This is a genomic window from Pseudenemella bisphenolivorans (assembly GCF_051133435.1).
Lineage (GTDB): Bacteria > Actinomycetota > Actinomycetes > Propionibacteriales > Propionibacteriaceae > JAAYAO01.
Genome location: NZ_JBPGNY010000004.1, coordinates 81,254 through 95,903, shown reverse-complemented (window position 1 = coordinate 95,903; position 14,650 = coordinate 81,254). Strand labels below are relative to the sequence as shown.

19 protein-coding genes are annotated in these 14,650 nt (G+C 66.7%); 9 read left to right on the top strand and 10 right to left on the bottom strand.

Features of this window, described 5'->3' with window-relative positions; genetic code table 11:
- Positions 1 to 18 precede the first annotated feature (18 nt).
- The 6 genes from atpA to ACR4XW_RS10510 are packed head-to-tail and all read left to right on the top strand — an operon-like array spanning position 19 to position 5,341.
- Positions 19 to 1,656 carry a F0F1 ATP synthase subunit alpha gene (atpA, locus tag ACR4XW_RS10535; RefSeq protein ID WP_434760519.1) on the top strand — a complete coding sequence of 546 codons (1,638 nt, stop codon included), beginning with the start codon at positions 19 to 21 and terminating at the stop codon, positions 1,654 to 1,656.
- Positions 1,657 to 1,660: 4 nt separating this feature from the next.
- On the top strand, positions 1,661 to 2,590 hold the full coding sequence (locus ACR4XW_RS10530) for a F0F1 ATP synthase subunit gamma (RefSeq protein WP_434760518.1): 930 nt from the start codon (positions 1,661 to 1,663) through the stop codon (positions 2,588 to 2,590).
- A 2-nt stretch (positions 2,591 to 2,592) separates the two neighbouring features.
- Complete coding sequence (gene atpD / locus ACR4XW_RS10525; RefSeq protein ID WP_434760517.1) at positions 2,593 to 4,047, top strand: F0F1 ATP synthase subunit beta; 1,455 nt, start codon at positions 2,593 to 2,595, stop codon at positions 4,045 to 4,047.
- A 4-nt stretch (positions 4,048 to 4,051) separates the two neighbouring features.
- Positions 4,052 to 4,456, top strand: coding sequence for a F0F1 ATP synthase subunit epsilon (locus ACR4XW_RS10520; RefSeq protein ID WP_434760516.1), 405 nt, complete (start codon positions 4,052 to 4,054; stop codon positions 4,454 to 4,456).
- Positions 4,457 to 4,499: 43 nt separating this feature from the next.
- Positions 4,500 to 4,943, top strand: coding sequence for a DUF2550 domain-containing protein (locus ACR4XW_RS10515; RefSeq protein WP_434760515.1), 444 nt, complete (start codon positions 4,500 to 4,502; stop codon positions 4,941 to 4,943).
- A complete protein-coding gene (locus ACR4XW_RS10510; protein WP_434760514.1) occupies positions 4,940 to 5,341 on the top strand; it encodes a hypothetical protein in 402 nt (133 codons plus the stop codon). The genes ACR4XW_RS10515 and ACR4XW_RS10510 overlap by 4 nt, the downstream gene beginning before the upstream one ends.
- Positions 5,342 to 5,405: 64 nt before the next feature.
- On the opposite strand, the gene ACR4XW_RS10505 is transcribed toward ACR4XW_RS10510, so the two are convergent.
- Positions 5,406 to 6,056 (bottom strand): cob(I)yrinic acid a,c-diamide adenosyltransferase, encoded by a 651-nt coding sequence (locus ACR4XW_RS10505; RefSeq protein ID WP_434760513.1) that lies wholly within the window; start codon positions 6,054 to 6,056, stop codon positions 5,406 to 5,408.
- Between the two features lie 26 nt (positions 6,057 to 6,082).
- On the opposite strand from ACR4XW_RS10505, the gene ACR4XW_RS10500 reads away from it, so the two are divergent.
- Positions 6,083 to 6,808 (top strand): peptidylprolyl isomerase, encoded by a 726-nt coding sequence (locus ACR4XW_RS10500; RefSeq protein ID WP_434760512.1) that lies wholly within the window; start codon positions 6,083 to 6,085, stop codon positions 6,806 to 6,808.
- On the opposite strand, the gene ACR4XW_RS10495 is transcribed toward ACR4XW_RS10500, so the two are convergent.
- Together ACR4XW_RS10495 and lgt are read right to left on the bottom strand one after the other, a co-directional pair.
- Positions 6,786 to 7,787 carry a hypothetical protein gene (locus ACR4XW_RS10495; protein ID WP_434760511.1) on the bottom strand — a complete coding sequence of 334 codons (1,002 nt, stop codon included), beginning with the start codon at positions 7,785 to 7,787 and terminating at the stop codon, positions 6,786 to 6,788. The two genes, ACR4XW_RS10500 and ACR4XW_RS10495, sit on opposite strands and share 23 nt — an antisense overlap.
- Positions 7,788 to 7,796: 9 nt before the next feature.
- Positions 7,797 to 8,762, bottom strand: coding sequence for a prolipoprotein diacylglyceryl transferase (gene lgt / locus ACR4XW_RS10490; RefSeq protein ID WP_434760510.1), 966 nt, complete (start codon positions 8,760 to 8,762; stop codon positions 7,797 to 7,799).
- A gap of 80 nt (positions 8,763 to 8,842) precedes the next feature.
- Here lgt and ACR4XW_RS10485 point away from each other — a divergent pair, with 80 nt between their 5' ends.
- Positions 8,843 to 9,199, top strand: a complete 357-nt coding sequence (locus ACR4XW_RS10485; RefSeq protein WP_434760509.1) for a hypothetical protein — start codon at positions 8,843 to 8,845, stop codon at positions 9,197 to 9,199.
- Positions 9,200 to 9,201: 2 nt separating this feature from the next.
- On the opposite strand, the gene ACR4XW_RS10480 is transcribed toward ACR4XW_RS10485, so the two are convergent.
- From ACR4XW_RS10480 to mce, 7 genes are all read right to left on the bottom strand, one after another.
- Positions 9,202 to 9,345 carry a hypothetical protein gene (locus tag ACR4XW_RS10480; protein WP_434760508.1) on the bottom strand — a complete coding sequence of 48 codons (144 nt, stop codon included), beginning with the start codon at positions 9,343 to 9,345 and terminating at the stop codon, positions 9,202 to 9,204.
- Positions 9,342 to 10,175: an alpha/beta fold hydrolase gene (locus tag ACR4XW_RS10475; protein ID WP_434760507.1), complete on the bottom strand. Its 834-nt coding sequence runs from the start codon at positions 10,173 to 10,175 to the stop codon at positions 9,342 to 9,344. The genes ACR4XW_RS10480 and ACR4XW_RS10475 overlap by 4 nt, the downstream gene beginning before the upstream one ends.
- On the bottom strand, positions 10,172 to 10,444 hold the full coding sequence (locus tag ACR4XW_RS10470) for an Rv1322 family protein (RefSeq protein WP_434760506.1): 273 nt from the start codon (positions 10,442 to 10,444) through the stop codon (positions 10,172 to 10,174). The genes ACR4XW_RS10475 and ACR4XW_RS10470 overlap by 4 nt, the downstream gene beginning before the upstream one ends.
- A 35-nt stretch (positions 10,445 to 10,479) precedes the next feature.
- Positions 10,480 to 11,673 (bottom strand): 3-hydroxyacyl-CoA dehydrogenase, encoded by a 1,194-nt coding sequence (locus tag ACR4XW_RS10465; protein ID WP_434760505.1) that lies wholly within the window; start codon positions 11,671 to 11,673, stop codon positions 10,480 to 10,482.
- Between the two features lie 63 nt (positions 11,674 to 11,736).
- Positions 11,737 to 12,471 carry an endonuclease NucS gene (gene nucS / locus ACR4XW_RS10460; protein WP_434760504.1) on the bottom strand — a complete coding sequence of 245 codons (735 nt, stop codon included), beginning with the start codon at positions 12,469 to 12,471 and terminating at the stop codon, positions 11,737 to 11,739.
- A 24-nt stretch (positions 12,472 to 12,495) separates the two neighbouring features.
- Positions 12,496 to 13,791 (bottom strand): coiled-coil domain-containing protein, encoded by a 1,296-nt coding sequence (locus ACR4XW_RS10455; protein ID WP_434760503.1) that lies wholly within the window; start codon positions 13,789 to 13,791, stop codon positions 12,496 to 12,498.
- 69 nt (positions 13,792 to 13,860) lie between these two features.
- On the bottom strand, positions 13,861 to 14,304 hold the full coding sequence (gene mce / locus ACR4XW_RS10450; RefSeq protein ID WP_434760502.1) for a methylmalonyl-CoA epimerase: 444 nt from the start codon (positions 14,302 to 14,304) through the stop codon (positions 13,861 to 13,863).
- 182 nt (positions 14,305 to 14,486) lie between these two features.
- Here mce and ACR4XW_RS10445 point away from each other — a divergent pair, with 182 nt between their 5' ends.
- A complete protein-coding gene (locus tag ACR4XW_RS10445; protein WP_434760501.1) occupies positions 14,487 to 14,648 on the top strand; it encodes a hypothetical protein in 162 nt (53 codons plus the stop codon).
- Positions 14,649 to 14,650: the final 2 nt, after the last annotated feature.

Here is a 14,650-nt window from a genome sequence, read left to right as displayed (position 1 = left end):
AGAGCTAGGGACGCGAAGATGGCGGAACTCACTATTCGTCCGGACGAAATCCGGGACGCACTGGACAAGTTCGTCCAGGATTACACTCCAGAGACCTCCCAGCGGGAGGAAGTCGGCCAGGTCGTCACCTCCGGTGACGGTATCGCCCGGGTCGAGGGCTTGCCCTCGGCGATGGCCAACGAACTTCTGAAGTTCGCCGACGGAACTCTCGGTATTGCCCAGAACCTCGACACCCGCGAGATCGGTGTCGTGGTGCTGGGGTCCAGCGAGGGCATCGAGGAAGGTTCGACCGTCACCCGCACCGGCACCGTGTTGTCGGTTCCGGTCGGCGACGGCTTCCTCGGCCGCGTGGTCGACGCGATGGGCAACCCGATCGACGGCCTGGGTGAGATCCAGGGTGTCGACGGCCGCCGTGAGTTGGAGATCCAGGCCGCAGGCGTGATGGACCGTCAGGAGGTCCGCGAGCCGATGCAGACCGGTCTGAAGGCCATCGACGCGATGACCCCGATCGGCCGTGGCCAGCGTCAGCTGATCATCGGTGACCGCAAGACCGGTAAGACCGCCATCGCCCTCGACACGATCATCAACCAGAAGGCCAACTGGGCTTCGGGTGATCCGAGCAAGCAGGTGCGCTGCATCTACGTCGCGGTCGGCCAGAAGGGCTCGACCATCGCCGAGGTGCGCGGTGTGCTGGAGGAAGCCGGCGCGCTGGAGTACACCACCATCGTGCACGCCCCGGCCTCCGATCCGGCCGGCTTCAAGTACATCGCCCCGTACTCCGGCTCGGCCCTGGGCCAGCACTGGATGTACCAGGGCAAGCACGTCCTGATCGTCTTCGACGACCTGACCAAGCAGGCCGAGGCCTACCGTGCGATGTCGCTGCTGCTGCGTCGCCCGCCGGGCCGTGAGGCGTACCCCGGTGACGTCTTCTACTTGCACTCCCGTCTGTTGGAGCGTTGTGCCAAGCTCTCCGACGAGCTGGGTGGCGGCTCGATGACCGGCCTGCCGATCATCGAAACCAAGGCCAACGACGTGTCGGCCTACATTCCGACCAACGTCATCTCGATCACCGACGGCCAGATCTTCCTGCAGTCCGACCTGTTCAACGCGAACCAGCGTCCCGCCATCGACGTCGGCATCTCGGTGTCGCGAGTCGGTGGTGCCGCACAGGTCAAGGCGATGAAGTCGGTCTCCGGCTCGCTGAAGATCGACCTGGCCCAGTTCCGCGACATGGAGGCCTTCGCGATGTTCGCCTCCGACCTGGACGCGACCACCAAGCGCCAGCTCGACCGCGGCCAGCGGCTCACCGAGCTGCTGCGTCAGGGCCAGTACCACCCGTACCCGGTGGAGGAGCAGGTCGTCAGCATCTGGGCCGGCACCAACGGTCACTTCGACAATGTCCCGGTCGAGGACGTGCTGCGCTTCGAGCAGGAACTGCTGGAACACCTGCGGCACAACTCCCAAGTGCTCACCACGATCCGTGAAACCGGCAAGTTCGACGACGACACCGCCGCCGCGCTGGCCACCGAGATCGACAACGTCAAGCTCGGCTTCAAGACCTCCGAGGGCCACTCCTTGGTCGGTCACGAGGAGCACGACGCGATGGATGCCGAAGACGTGACGCAGGAGCAGATCGTCAAGCAGAAGCGGCGGTGAGCCGATGACTGCCAGTCTTCGTGAGCTACGGCAGCGAGTTAAGTCCGTATCGACCACGAAAAAGATCACCCGGGCGATGGAACTCATCGCCGCGGCCCGGATCGCGAAGGCCCAGCAACGGGCCAACGCGGCCGCGCCGTACTCGCGGGAGCTGACCAAGGCCGTCTCGGCCGTGGCGTCGGTGCGCGATGTCGAGCACCCGCTGGCGGTGGAGCCGGAGAACCCGACCCACGCCGCGATGCTGTTGATCACCTCCGACCGGGGTATGGCCGGCGCCTACTCCGCGTCGGTGATCAAGGCTGGCGAGGAACTCACCGAGCTGCTGCGCGCCGACGGTAAGTCGATCAAGACCTACCTGTCCGGACGCAAGGGTCAGGCCTTCTACGAGTTCCGGGAACGCGAGACAGAAAAGATCTGGAGCGGCTTCTCCGATTCGCCGACCTACGAACAGGCCCAGGAGATCGCCGACACCCTGATCGAGGCCTTCGAGACCCCGGTCGAAGAAGGCGGGGTGGACGAGATCCACATCGTCTACACCCGGTTCGTGTCGATGCTGGTACAGCGTCCCGAAGTCATCCGGCTGCTGCCGCTGGAGTTCGTCGAGGCCGATGAGGCCGAGGAAGATCCGTCCTGGAGTTCCGAGGGCGAGGCGCTGCCGATCTACGACTTCGAACCCGATCCGCAGACGGTGCTGGACGAGTTGCTGCCGCTGTACGTGCGCAGCCGGATCCACTACTGCCTGTTGCAGTCGGCGGCATCGGAGCTGGCCAGCCGCCAGCGCGCGATGAAGTCGGCAACCGACAACGCGACCCAGTTGATCGGTGACCTGACCCGACAGGCCAACCAGGCCCGTCAGGCCGAGATCACCCAGGAAATTACCGAAATCGTCGGTGGCGCAAGCGCGCTCGCCGAGGGAACCGCCGAGAGCGAGTGAGAATGACTGCGATTGCTGAACAGAGCGAACAGACCAAGCCCGGTGGCGTGGGTCGGGTGGCCCGCGTGATCGGTCCGGTCGTCGACGTCGAGTTCGCGCCCGACGAGATGCCCGACATCATGAACGCGCTGACCGTCGACATCGACATGGGCGACGGCAACGTGCGCTCCATGACCCTCGAGGTCGCCCTGCACGTCGGTGACAACACCGTGCGCGCCATCGCCCTGAAGCCGACCGACGGCATGCGTCGCGGCCAGGACGTGCGCGACACCGGTGCCCCGATCACCGTGCCGGTCGGCGATGTCACCAAGAACCACGTCTGGAACGTGACCGGTGAGGTGCTCAACGTCGACCCCTCGTCGATCGAGATCACCGAGCGCTGGCCGATCCACCGCGAGCCGCCGGCCTTCGACCAGTTGGAGTCGAAGACCGAGATGCTGGAGACCGGCATCAAGGTGCTCGACCTGCTGACCCCGTACGTGAAGGGCGGCAAGATCGGCCTGTTCGGTGGTGCCGGTGTGGGCAAGACCGTGTTGATCCAGGAGATGATCTACCGGATCGCGCACAACCACTCGGGTACCTCGGTGTTCGCCGGTGTGGGCGAGCGCACCCGTGAGGGCAACGACCTGATCTTCGAGATGGAAGAAGCCGGCGTGTTGAAGGACACCGCGCTGGTCTTCGGTCAGATGGACGAGCCGCCGGGCACCCGGTTGCGCGTGGCGCTGTCGGCGCTGACCATGGCGGAGTACTTCCGCGATGTGCAGAACCAGGACGTGCTGCTGTTCATCGACAACATCTTCCGCTTCACCCAGGCCGGTTCGGAGGTGTCCACCCTGCTGGGCCGGATGCCGTCCGCGGTGGGTTACCAGCCCAACCTGGCCGACGAGATGGGTCAGCTCCAGGAACGAATCACCTCGACCCGGGGTCACTCCATTACCTCGATGCAGGCGATTTACGTGCCCGCCGACGACTACACCGACCCGGCGCCGGCCACCACCTTCGCCCACCTGGATGCGACCACCGAGCTCTCCCGTGAGATCGCCTCGCGTGGTCTGTACCCCGCGGTGGACCCGCTGACCTCGACCTCGCGCATTCTCGACCCGCAGTACGTGGGTCAGGAGCACTACGACACCGCGGTGCGGGTCAAGCAGATCCTGCAGCGCAACAAGGAACTCCAGGACATCATCGCGATTCTGGGTGTCGACGAGCTCGGCGAGGAAGACAAGATCATCGTCAACCGGGCCCGCCGGATTCAGCAGTTCCTGTCGCAGAACACCTACACCGCCGAGAAGTTCACCAACGTGCCCGGCTCGACCGTCGAGGTCAAGGACACGATCGAGGGCTTCCGGATGATCTGCGACGGCGAGGTCGACCACATCGCCGAGCAGGCGTTCTTCAACGTCGGTGGCATGGAAGACGTGATGAAGCGCTGGTCCGAGATGGAGAAGGGCAACTGAGGCCATGACGAATTCCCCCTTGCACGTCGAGGTCGTCTCGGCCGAGAAGGTGGTCTGGTCGGGGGAGTCGATCAACATCATCGCCCGTACGGTCGAGGGTGACATCGGCATCCTGCCCGGACACTCACCGCTGTTGGCGGTGCTGGTGCCCTGCGGTGTGGAGATCCTGAACCCGGACGGCCGCCGCGAGATCATCGCCGTTGACGGCGGGTTCATCTCGGTGGCCCACGGACGGGTGTCGATTCTCAGTCAGTACGCACGGCTCGGCCAGGAGATCAGCCTGGCCGAGGCCGAGCGCGAACTGGCCGAGGCCACCCGACACCTGGAGAACGATCAGGACGACGAGGAGACCCGGCGTCGTTACAACCGTGCCAGTGCTCAGGTGAAGGCAGCGCAAAAGATTGCCTGAGAGCCGTTCGTCGAGCTACTCGCACGCCGAGTAGTCTGCGTTCATGGAGTGGTTCGGCGTTGTTCTGATCGGCGTGTTCGTCGCGCTGATCGTGATTGCAACGCCCTTGGTATGGCTGTTCGCCCGCCGTCGGTGGCTCTCCCGTTCGGGAGGACTGTTCGACTGTGCGGTGCGCAGCGTTGATGCGGCGGCGAGCCCCGATTGGGTGCTCGCCGCCGCGCGCTATTCGGGCGAGGATCTGGAGATCTTCCGGATCTTCTCGCTGTCCTTTCGGCCCAAGTGGCAATTCCGACGCCGGTTGATCGAGATCGTCGGTCAGCGCGAACCGGATGCGACCGAGGCGGTGGTACTTTTCGAAGGGCAACACATCGCCCGTCTGCAGATCGAAGGACAGGAATGGGACATCGCCCTGGACCCCCAATCCCTCACCGGCCTGATGAGTTGGCTGGAGGCGGCCCCGCCGGGCCCCGCCCATCAACAGGCTTGAGCCGGGTTGCGGTCGGCCTGCTGACCGGTGTGCTGGGCCTGATCATCGGCGTGATGATGACTGCGGTGGTGTTGGTGGTACTGGCGATGAACTACGGTAAACACGACGACGCGACGGTGCTGCAACGGGTGTGTTCCGACGACAACAAGGTCTGCCTGGAGCGAACCATCCGAGAGCCCTTCATGGGTGTGGGGCTGGAGTCCCATCGGATCAATATTTACCTGATGCAGGATGACGGCACCCCGATACCTCGCTACAGCTACTGGGAGGACCCCTTCCACAGCAAGGACCATGTGGACATCGACATGTCACAGGTGGAGACCCGCATCGTGCTGAGCGATGACAAGATGAAAACCACGCTGACCCTGGGCGCGGAGCGGTACGGCAACGTCGGCTGATACTGGGTGGCGCAGCGGATCGCGTCCGATGACACGGAGAACTGTGGCCGCCGGCCGGGCCGGTTCAGCCCTCGCCGGTGATCCGCTTGCGTTGACGCAGGCCCTTGGGGTCGGTGGGACGGCGTTCGCCACCGGGTACCCACAGGATGTCGCCCTCGGCGCCGTTGATCACCCGCACCAGAATGAACAGCAGGTCGGACAACCGGTTCAGATACTTCACAGCCAGCAGGTTCACTCCACCGGGACGGTCGTCCGCGGCCGGGTCGGTGCCGTAGGTGTGTACCGCGATCCAGGCCGAACGCTCCGCCCGCCGCACCACCGTGCGGGCCAGATGCAACTGAGCCGCAGCCGGGGTGCCCCCGGGCAGGATGAACGAGCGCAGGTTCGGCAACGGCTCTCCGAAGTGGTCGCACCAGGCCTCGAGCCGGTCGATGCATTCCTGTTCGATCCGCAGCGGCGGGTACTGGTACTCCTGCTGCAGCGGATGGGACAGGTCGGCACCGAGGTCGAACAGCTCGTTCTGGATGAACCGCAAGACCTCGTCCACTTCCTTGGGCAACCCGACGGCCAGCGCGATACCGAGCACCGCATTGGCCTCGTCGACATCGCCGTAGGCCGCGACGCGGGGATCATGCTTGTCGGCCTGCGACATGTCGGACAGATGGGTTCGGCCGGCATCGCCGGTTCGGGTGTAGATCTTCGTCAGGTTCACCATGGAATACAGCGTAGGCTGGCCCGGTGATGTCGATGATGCGTACCCTGCCCTTCTTCGCAGCGGCCACCCTGGCATTGACCGCCTGTGCCGTGGCTCCCGAGACCCAGAAGCCCGAGACTCCTGCCCCGGAGGCCTCCGAGCCCGCCGGTGAGACCGAGCCGAGCACGGAACAGACCGGTCAGGCCGGGGAGACGGTGGATTGTGAGTATCCGCCGGACGGTGAGCCGGCCAAGCCGGTGGATGCCCCCGAGACCACCGGAGTGCCGGCCAGTGGCGAAGCCACCTTCACCATCGAGACCAACGAGGGCAACGTGGTGATCACGATGGACCGGGCCAAGGCCCCGTGCACGGTGAACTCCTTCGAGTCCCTGGCCACCCAGGGCTATTTCGACGGCACCACCTGTCACCGGCTGGTCGACTCGGGCATCTTCGTGCTGCAGTGCGGTGACCCGACCGGCACCGGAACCGGTGGCCCCGGTTACAGCTTCGCCGACGAAACCGACCCCTCGGACACCTTCCCGGCCGGTACCGTCGCGATGGCCAACGCCGGGCCCAATACGAACGGCTCGCAGTTCTTCCTGGTCTACGAGGACACCGAACTGCCCCCGAACTACACCGTCTTCGGCACCATGGACCAAGACTCGATCGGTGTGGTGAATCGGATCGCGGCCGAGGGTCAGGACGGCACCTCGCCCGGTGGTGGTGGCAAGCCGAACAACCCGGCCGAGATCAAGAAGGTTTCGGCCGGCTGATGCCACTGCTGCGGGCGGAACACAGCACCGCCAGCAGCACCGGGAATTCCAGGTAGGCGTGGTAGCTGGCCAACAGGCTGTACACCGTGCGTCCCTCGAACCAGTCGAAGACGAAGACCACGCCGAGTACTGCGGCCAACCCGAGCCCGAGCAGCCACAGGCGTGGCCCGCGCAGGGCCGGGACGGCCCGCTCCGCCCGGGCGGTGACCGCACCGGTGAGCAGCGGCATCAGCACCAACCAGGTGACGTAGTGCATCGACTGCATCAGGGCGAAGACGGTCAGGAAGCGGCTGCCGACGATCACCGAGGCATCCGGCGGGGCGTGCAGGGCAACCACCCGGGCGCCGTCGCCGATGAAGCCCGCCACCAGCCCGGGATCGGTGGTCAGCACCCCGTCCAGAGCACCGAACAGGATCAGCGCCGGTAGCACCGCCACCCACAACACCTGCACCGCCCGCAGCCCGTGACGGACGGTGGGGGAGAGTCGTCGCGACCACTCCCACAGGAACAGCACCGGCAACACATTGTGCAGGTGGGTCAGCACCACGAAATGCCAGGCGGGGAATGCCGCGGAGACGACCGCTGCTGCGGCGATCAGCCCGAGCACCAGCCACCGTCGCCGTCCGGCCAACCCCCACCAGGCCCCGGCGCCGAGCACCAGGTAGCCCAGGCCGATCTCGACCAAGGCCGGATGCGGCACCAACCCGGCCCGGGTCAGCATGATGCCGGCGATCAGCAGTCCGATCAGGCCCCAGACCGCGGGGGTGAACAATCCGGCGAAGCGTCCGGCCAGGTAGCGGTACTCCAGCACGTGGTGCAGCAGACCGCAGCAGATCAGGCCCAACACCACGGTGGCCAGGGGAGCGGTGGTGGCGATGGCGAAGATCACCACCACGCTCAGTGCCGATCCCGCCACCAGCAGCCCGCCGGGTGGTTGCACCCGGCTATCCGGGGTGCTGGTGGGGTTCAGCAGGGCCATGGACGCAGGCTAGTCCTCCGCAGGTTTAGCGCCCCTGTCGGACGGTGTCTCTTCGGCCGTCCCGTCCTGCTCGGTCGTTCCGGCGTCTTCGGTCTTCTCGACCTGCTCGCGCTTCTCGACGTCGGCGGCCGGCACGTTCCCGTCGGTGGCCCGGGGTACCTCGACGGCGTCCTCGCGTCCGGGACGGAACTTGAGGAACAGGGCGAACAGCACCAGCCCGAGCAGCGCGAGCACCAGGGCGGTGACCTGGTTGGTGCGCAGCGGGCCCACCATGTACGAGGGATCGGTGCGGATGCCCTCGATCAGGAAGCGTCCGGTGCCGTAGATCAGCAGGTAGAGGGTGAAGAGCTTGCCCTTGCCCAGGGCGAACTTGCGGTCGAGCAGCAGCAGGATGACCGCGCCGGTGAGGTTCCAGCTCAACTCGTACAGGAAGGTCGGCTGGAAGGTTTCGACATCCTTCATGCCCGCCGGACGGTGCTGGCGGTCGATCTCCAGGCCGAGGGGGCCGTTGTCGGGGCCTCCGAAGAGTTCCTGGTTGAACCAGTTGCCGAGCCGTCCGGTGGCCTGGGCGATCAGCATGCCGGGGGCCAGCGCGTCGGCGAAGGCCGCGAGCCGGGCACCGGTCATCCGGGCGCCGATGGCCGCACCGAGGGCGCCGAACATGATCGCGCCGAAGATGGCCAGGCCACCCTCCCAGATCGCCCAGGGATTACCGCGGGCGCCCTCACCGAAGTAGTCGCCCCAGTGGGTGAGCACGTGGTAGATCCGTGAGCCGATGATGCCCAGCGGCACCGCCCACATGACGATCGTCTCGACCGTTTGTGGTCGGCCGCCACGGGCCTGCCAACGACGGCTGGTCAGCCAATAGGCGATGACGATGCCGGCCATGATGCACAGCGCATAGAAGTGGATCTTGACCGGACCGAGTTGGAAGCCGTTGATGCTCGGGCTCGGAATCGAAAGAAGAAGATCCATGTACCGTTCCTGCGTGGGGGAGGACTCCGTGGTCCGGGTCCTCGGCGAGCGTACCCGAAGCCTGCGGCCTAGGATGGGGCGTGCTCGCGTTCTGGCTCACCTGCCTGCTGGAGGCGCCCTGGTGGTTGTGGTGCCTGTTCGGTGAGCGCTCCGCTCGGCCCGAGCGGCCGAGAAGGCGCAGGCGCACCGTGCTGCTCGCCCTCGGGCTGACCCTGGTGCTGAACCTGTTGACCCACCCGGTGGTGTGGCGGGTGACCAACGCCGATCCGACCTGGCGCACCTGGGCGTGGGCCGAACTGGCGGCGGTGCTGGTCGAGGTCTTGGTGGCCGCGCTCGTGCTGAGCAAGTCCGGGGTGCGGGAGCCGTGGGTGACGGCCCTGCTCTACGCGGTCGGCGCCAATGCCGGCTCGGCGCTGGTCGGCCTGGTCTTCTTCTGAGCTCAGCGGCCGCGAATCTTGCGCAACACGATGATCAGCACGATCACCACCACCACTGCCAGCAGCAGAATCACCGCCAAGGGCCCGAACCGGGAGGGATCGGTGATCGGGTCGGGGGCGACGTCGAGCAGCGGCAACCAGGTCATGTGTTTCCTCCGAAAATGAACTGGCTGAGGATGGAGGTGACCAGTTCGGGTTTTTGGGAGTGTACCCAGTGCCCGGCTCCCTTCACCCGTACCTGCCGGGTGGCCGGAAACAGCTCGCGCATCAGTGCTTCGTGCTCGGGTTGGACATAGGGCGAATCGGCACCGTTCAACCACAACACCGGTTCGGGGTAGGGCGGGCCGTGATAGTCCGGCCAGCCGCCGATCTCGGGCAGGGCCTCGCGCAGCAGTTCCAGGTTCGGCTCCCAGGACCAACCATCGGTGCGGCGCAGGTTCTGCAGCAGGAAGGCCCGCACCATGGCGCTCGACTCCCGGGCCGCCAGTTGCTCCTCGGCATCGCGGCGGCTGCGCAGCGAACTCAGATCGATCGACAACAGATCGTCGATGTACTTGGTGAAGTTGCTGACCCCGGCCGAGTTGCCCGGTGGGATGTCCACCACCACCAACTTGCGGATCAGATCGGGGTGGCGCAGGGCGGCCAGCATGGAAATCTTGCCGCCCATCGAATGCCCGACCAGAATCGACGGCCCCTCGCGCCGGATGAACCCGGCCACCTGGTCGGCGAGTTGCACATAGTCGAAGGTGTCGGTCCACGGCGACTGGCCGTGGTTGGGCAGGTCGAGCTGAATGCTGATCGCGCCGCGGGCGGCCAACGCCTTGCCGATCTGATCCCAGTTCCGGCCCCGGCCGAACAACCCGTGCGCGAAGACCACCCGGGGGGTGTCCTGATCGGTCTGCTCGGGCAGGTGCCGGTGGCTGTTGAGCAGGCGCCCGGCGGTCAGGTCCTGTTCCCGTGGTTCGGGCAGGCTCATCGGATCCGCTCCCAGCATCCGGTGTGGTGGTGCCGGCGGTGTTCCACCGCCGAGGTGTGCCCCAGGGGTGGTTCGGCCCGCCAGGCCACCACATGGGCGGTTCCGGAACGAATCAGGCCCTGGCAGCCGGGGCAGCGGTAGTCCTTGGTGGCCCGGTCGGCCGGAACGTCACGCACCACCCAGTCGCCGTCCCGTCGCTCCACCCCGCGCGCCCACCCGGTCGACAGCGGACGGTGTGGGCGCGCGTGTTTGCTGGGACGTTTGGCCATATCGCCAGCCTAGTCGCGCCGCTCAGGGACGCAGCTCAGCCCCGCAGCGCCGTCAGCGCGGCGGCCGGATCGTCGGCGGCGGCCAACTCCTCCAACAGCCGGGCCGGACGGTGTGCGGGCTCGCCGGTCTCGGCGTGAATCGCCCGCTGGGCCTCCAGCAGGGCGACCGGACCGATCTCGGCGATCACATCGAACGGCTTCGGCATCCGGCAGCCCAGGGCCATCCCGGTGTCGATGTCGTTCGGGGTGGCGTAACGTCGGCCGACCATGTTCAACACGTCGTTCAGGTACGGCGCGACCAGAGCCATCGGGAGCTCGGCCTCCCGGGTCGGCACGTCGATCTCGGCCCAGGTGACCGGCCCCTCGTCGGAGCCCTCCTGGTGATTGTGGAAGCCGCGGCCGGTTTTGCGGCCGAGCATGCCGGCGGCGACCAGTTGGGTCAGCACCGCGGCGGGGGCGTGCAGCCGGTCGCCGGTTTCGGAGTGCATCCGCACCAGGGCCGAATGGGCGACGTCCAGGCCGACCATGTCGAGCAGGGTGAACGGCCCCATCGGGTATCCGGCCTGCTCGACCATCACCGCGTCCATCACATCGCGGTCGGCGAAGCCGTCCTGGTAGAGCCGCGCCGCGTGGTTCAGATAGCCCAGCAGCAGGTAGTTCACGATGAAGCCGGCCCGGTCGGCACACACGATCGGCGACTTGCCCACCGCGCGCAGCAACTCGACGGCACGTTCGATGGTCGCCGCACCGGTGCGCGGGGCCCGGATCACCTCGACCAGCTTCTGCACCGGAGCGGGGTTGAAGAAGTGAATGCCGATCACCTGCTCGGGGCGGCTGGTGGCGGCGGCGATCGCGGTGATCGACAGCGAGGAGGTGTTGGTGGCGAGCACCGCATCGGCGGGGGCGTGCTGATCGACCACCGAGAAGATCGAGGCCTTGAGGTCGGGGTTCTCGTTGACCGCCTCGATCACCAGGTCGGCCTCACGCACCCCGTCGGGGGTGGAGGTGGTCCAGGTGATCCGCTCGAGCAGGGCGTCGCGATCCTCGGCGCTGAGCTTGTCCTTGGCCACGGCGCGATCCACCGACGTCGAGAGAATGCCCCGGCCGCGCTCCAGCGCCTCGTCGTTGTACTCGATGCCCACCACCGGATGTCCCGCTTTCGCGAACACCTCGGCGATGCCTGCGCCCATGGCGCCCAGTCCGATTACCGCAACCACTGCTTCAGTCATTGCTCGAGTGTTTCACGGTTACGACACGCGGTCGTACACGGGGGAGAAACTGGTCATGGGCCCTCAGAAGAGGCGGTCCTCGGCGTTGTCCATGCCGCGCAGGGCGTCGTAGTCGAGGGTGAGGCAGGTGATGCCGCGGTCTTCGGCCAGCGTGCGGGCCTGGGGTTTGATCTGCTGGGCGGCGAACACCCCGCGTACCGGACGCAACAGCGGGTCGCGGTTCAGCATCTCCAGGTACCGGGTGAGTTGTTCCACCCCGTCGATGCCGCCGCGTCGCTTGATCTCCACCGCCACAGTCATCCCGTCGTCGTCGCGGCACAACAGGTCGACCGGGCCGATCGGGGTTTGATACTCGCGGCGCACCAGCCGCCAACCGGTGCCCAGCGTGGTGACATTCTCGGCGAGCAGTTCCTGCAGGTGTGCCTCCACCCCGTCCTTCTGCAACCCGGGGTCGACCCCCAGGTCATGGGTGTAGTCGCCGAAGACCTCCGCGATCGCGATCTGCAGGGTGTCGCCGTCCTTGCCGACGACCTCCCACACCTCGGTGAGGGCGGCGTCCTGTTCGGCACCCACCACCGCTGCCAGGTCTTCGGGGGCCGGACGGGTGGTCAGCCGGCAGGGCGGGCTCATCCAGTTCAACGGCTTGTAGGAACCGCCGTCGGAGTGCACCAGCACCGAGCCGTCCGCCTTCACCATGATGACCCTGGTGGCCATCGGCAGGTGGGCGGTGAGGCGTCCGGAGTAGTCGACCTGACAGCGGGCAATCACGATGCGCACGCCGGGCACTGTACCCGGCATGCGGGCACCGTCGTGGTAGTCGGCTCAGGCGTGCTCGGAATCGCGGCTGAGCACTGCGGTCGGCTCGTCGTCGGTGTCGAGTTCGGCCTGCTCCACGGATTCAGGCTGCTCCTCGGATTCGGGCTGCTCCTCGACCGACTCAGCCGGTTCGACCCCAGCATCCTGTTCGGCCGGTTCACCCGCGTCCTCCACCTCCGAGAGCTCCGGTGTCTCGGGCATCGCCAGTACCGAATCCGGCAGCGGCTCGGGTTCGGGCAGATCTCGCATCAACCCGTCCATATCGACCTCGGCCAAGCCACCGGAGGCAAGCTCGGTGGCCATCGCGGCCGCGGCCTCCAACTGGGCTGCCAGGGCCTGACGTCGCTGCAGCAGCACATCGGTCTGCTCCCGCAGCGCCAACTGGTGCCGTCGCCACTCGGCCTGGGCCTGGGCACGCCGCGACTTCAGCACCGCTTCCAGCTTGTTGAGGTGTTCCTGGGCCTCGCGCACCGCGGTGACCCGGATCCGTTCGGCCTCGGCCAAGGCATCGGCACGCACCTCGGCGGCGGTCTCGGTTTCGGTGCGCAACCGGGCCAGGGCATCCTCGTGGCCGGCCCTGGCCTCGGCGAGCATGCCGTTGATCCGCTGACCGGCCTCGCTCTGTTCGGTGGCGATCCGGCTGAGCACTTCGTCGCGCTGCTCGGCGGCCTCGGCGGTCAACCGTGCGGCTTCGGCGGTGGCGCGTTGCACCAGGGCATCGGCCTCGGCCTTGGCGGTGGCCACCATCGACTCGGCCCGGGTCTTGGCATCGGCGGTCACCGATTCGGCTTCCTTGCGGGCCGCTTCCAACAGCAGATCACCCTCGGACTTGGCGGCGTTGAGCTGCTCCTGGCTGCGGGAGTTGACCCGGTCGCGCACCTCACGCAGTTCCATGGTGGCGGCCAGGCGGGTGTCCTCGGCGTCGCGTTCGGCGATCTGGCGAATCTGCTCGGCGGCCAGGTTGGCGTCGTTCATCGTCGCCTCGGCCTTGCGATGCCCCTCGGCGATCAGTTCCTCCGCACGGGCCCGGGCGCTGCTCAGCATCACCCCGGCATGTCCGGCGGCCTCCTCGGTGTCCAAGGACAGGTCGGACGATTGCTGCGTCGGCTCCTGTTCGGCCAGTTCCGCGACGGCCGCTTCCAGTTGGTGCACCTGGCGGGTGCGCTGCAGTAACTGTGATTCCAGGGACCGCAGGTAATCATCGACCGCGTGGCGGTCGTATCCGCGCAGCACCACCGGAAAACTGCCGGCAGCACTGACCGTCTCGGTGATCAGGTCCAGTCCATGCTCATCGGCGGCCATCGCTCGTACTCCTCCGATTGGGGAAAGTCGGTCATGCGTGGCCAACCCTAGTTGACCGGTGGGAACCGGTCAGTGCTCGGCGCGTTCCACGATCTCCAACAGCACACCGCGGGCGTCCTTGGGGTGCACGAAGTTGATCCGCGAGTTCGCCGTGCCGCGCCGCGGCTCGGGGTAGAGCAGGCGCATGCCGCGTTCGCGCAGCACCTCGCACGCCCGATCGATGTTCTCCACCCGGTAGGCCATCTGCTGCATGCCGGGGCCGTTGCGATCGAGGAACTTCGCGATCGTCGATTCCTCGTTCAACGGGGCCAGCAACTGCAGTTCGGCAGCGGTCTCGGTGTTGTCGCCGGTGGCGATCATCGCCTCCTCGACCCCTTGTTCCTCGTTGACCTCGCGGTGCACCACGCGCCAGCCCATCACCTCGGTGTGGAACTTGATGGCTTCGTCCAGATCGGGGACGGCAAGGCCGACGTGGTCGACGCACACAAACAGCGATTCGTTGGCATCAGTCATGACTTCAGCCTAGAACTCCCCACCCGGGCGGGATCGGGCGGGGTGGGGCACGAACTGCGCCTCGAAAAGGCACGCGGCGGCGTGGCGTGGCGCGGTTCGCCCGCCCGGGCGTGTATGAAAGTGATTGAGTCCTGGGTTCGTCATCGAACCCGCCTTCCCCCGGACCGTTTTGGAGACCACGAATGAGCACCTGGATCAAGCGAGTACTGATCGTGCTGGTGGTGGCTTTCGCGCTCTTTTACCTCTTCACCCGGCCCGAGGATGCCGCTGCGGCGGTACGTGGTTTCTTCAACGGGTTCGCTGCGATCGGACGGTTCTTCACCGCGCTCGCCGAGGGCTGGTGACC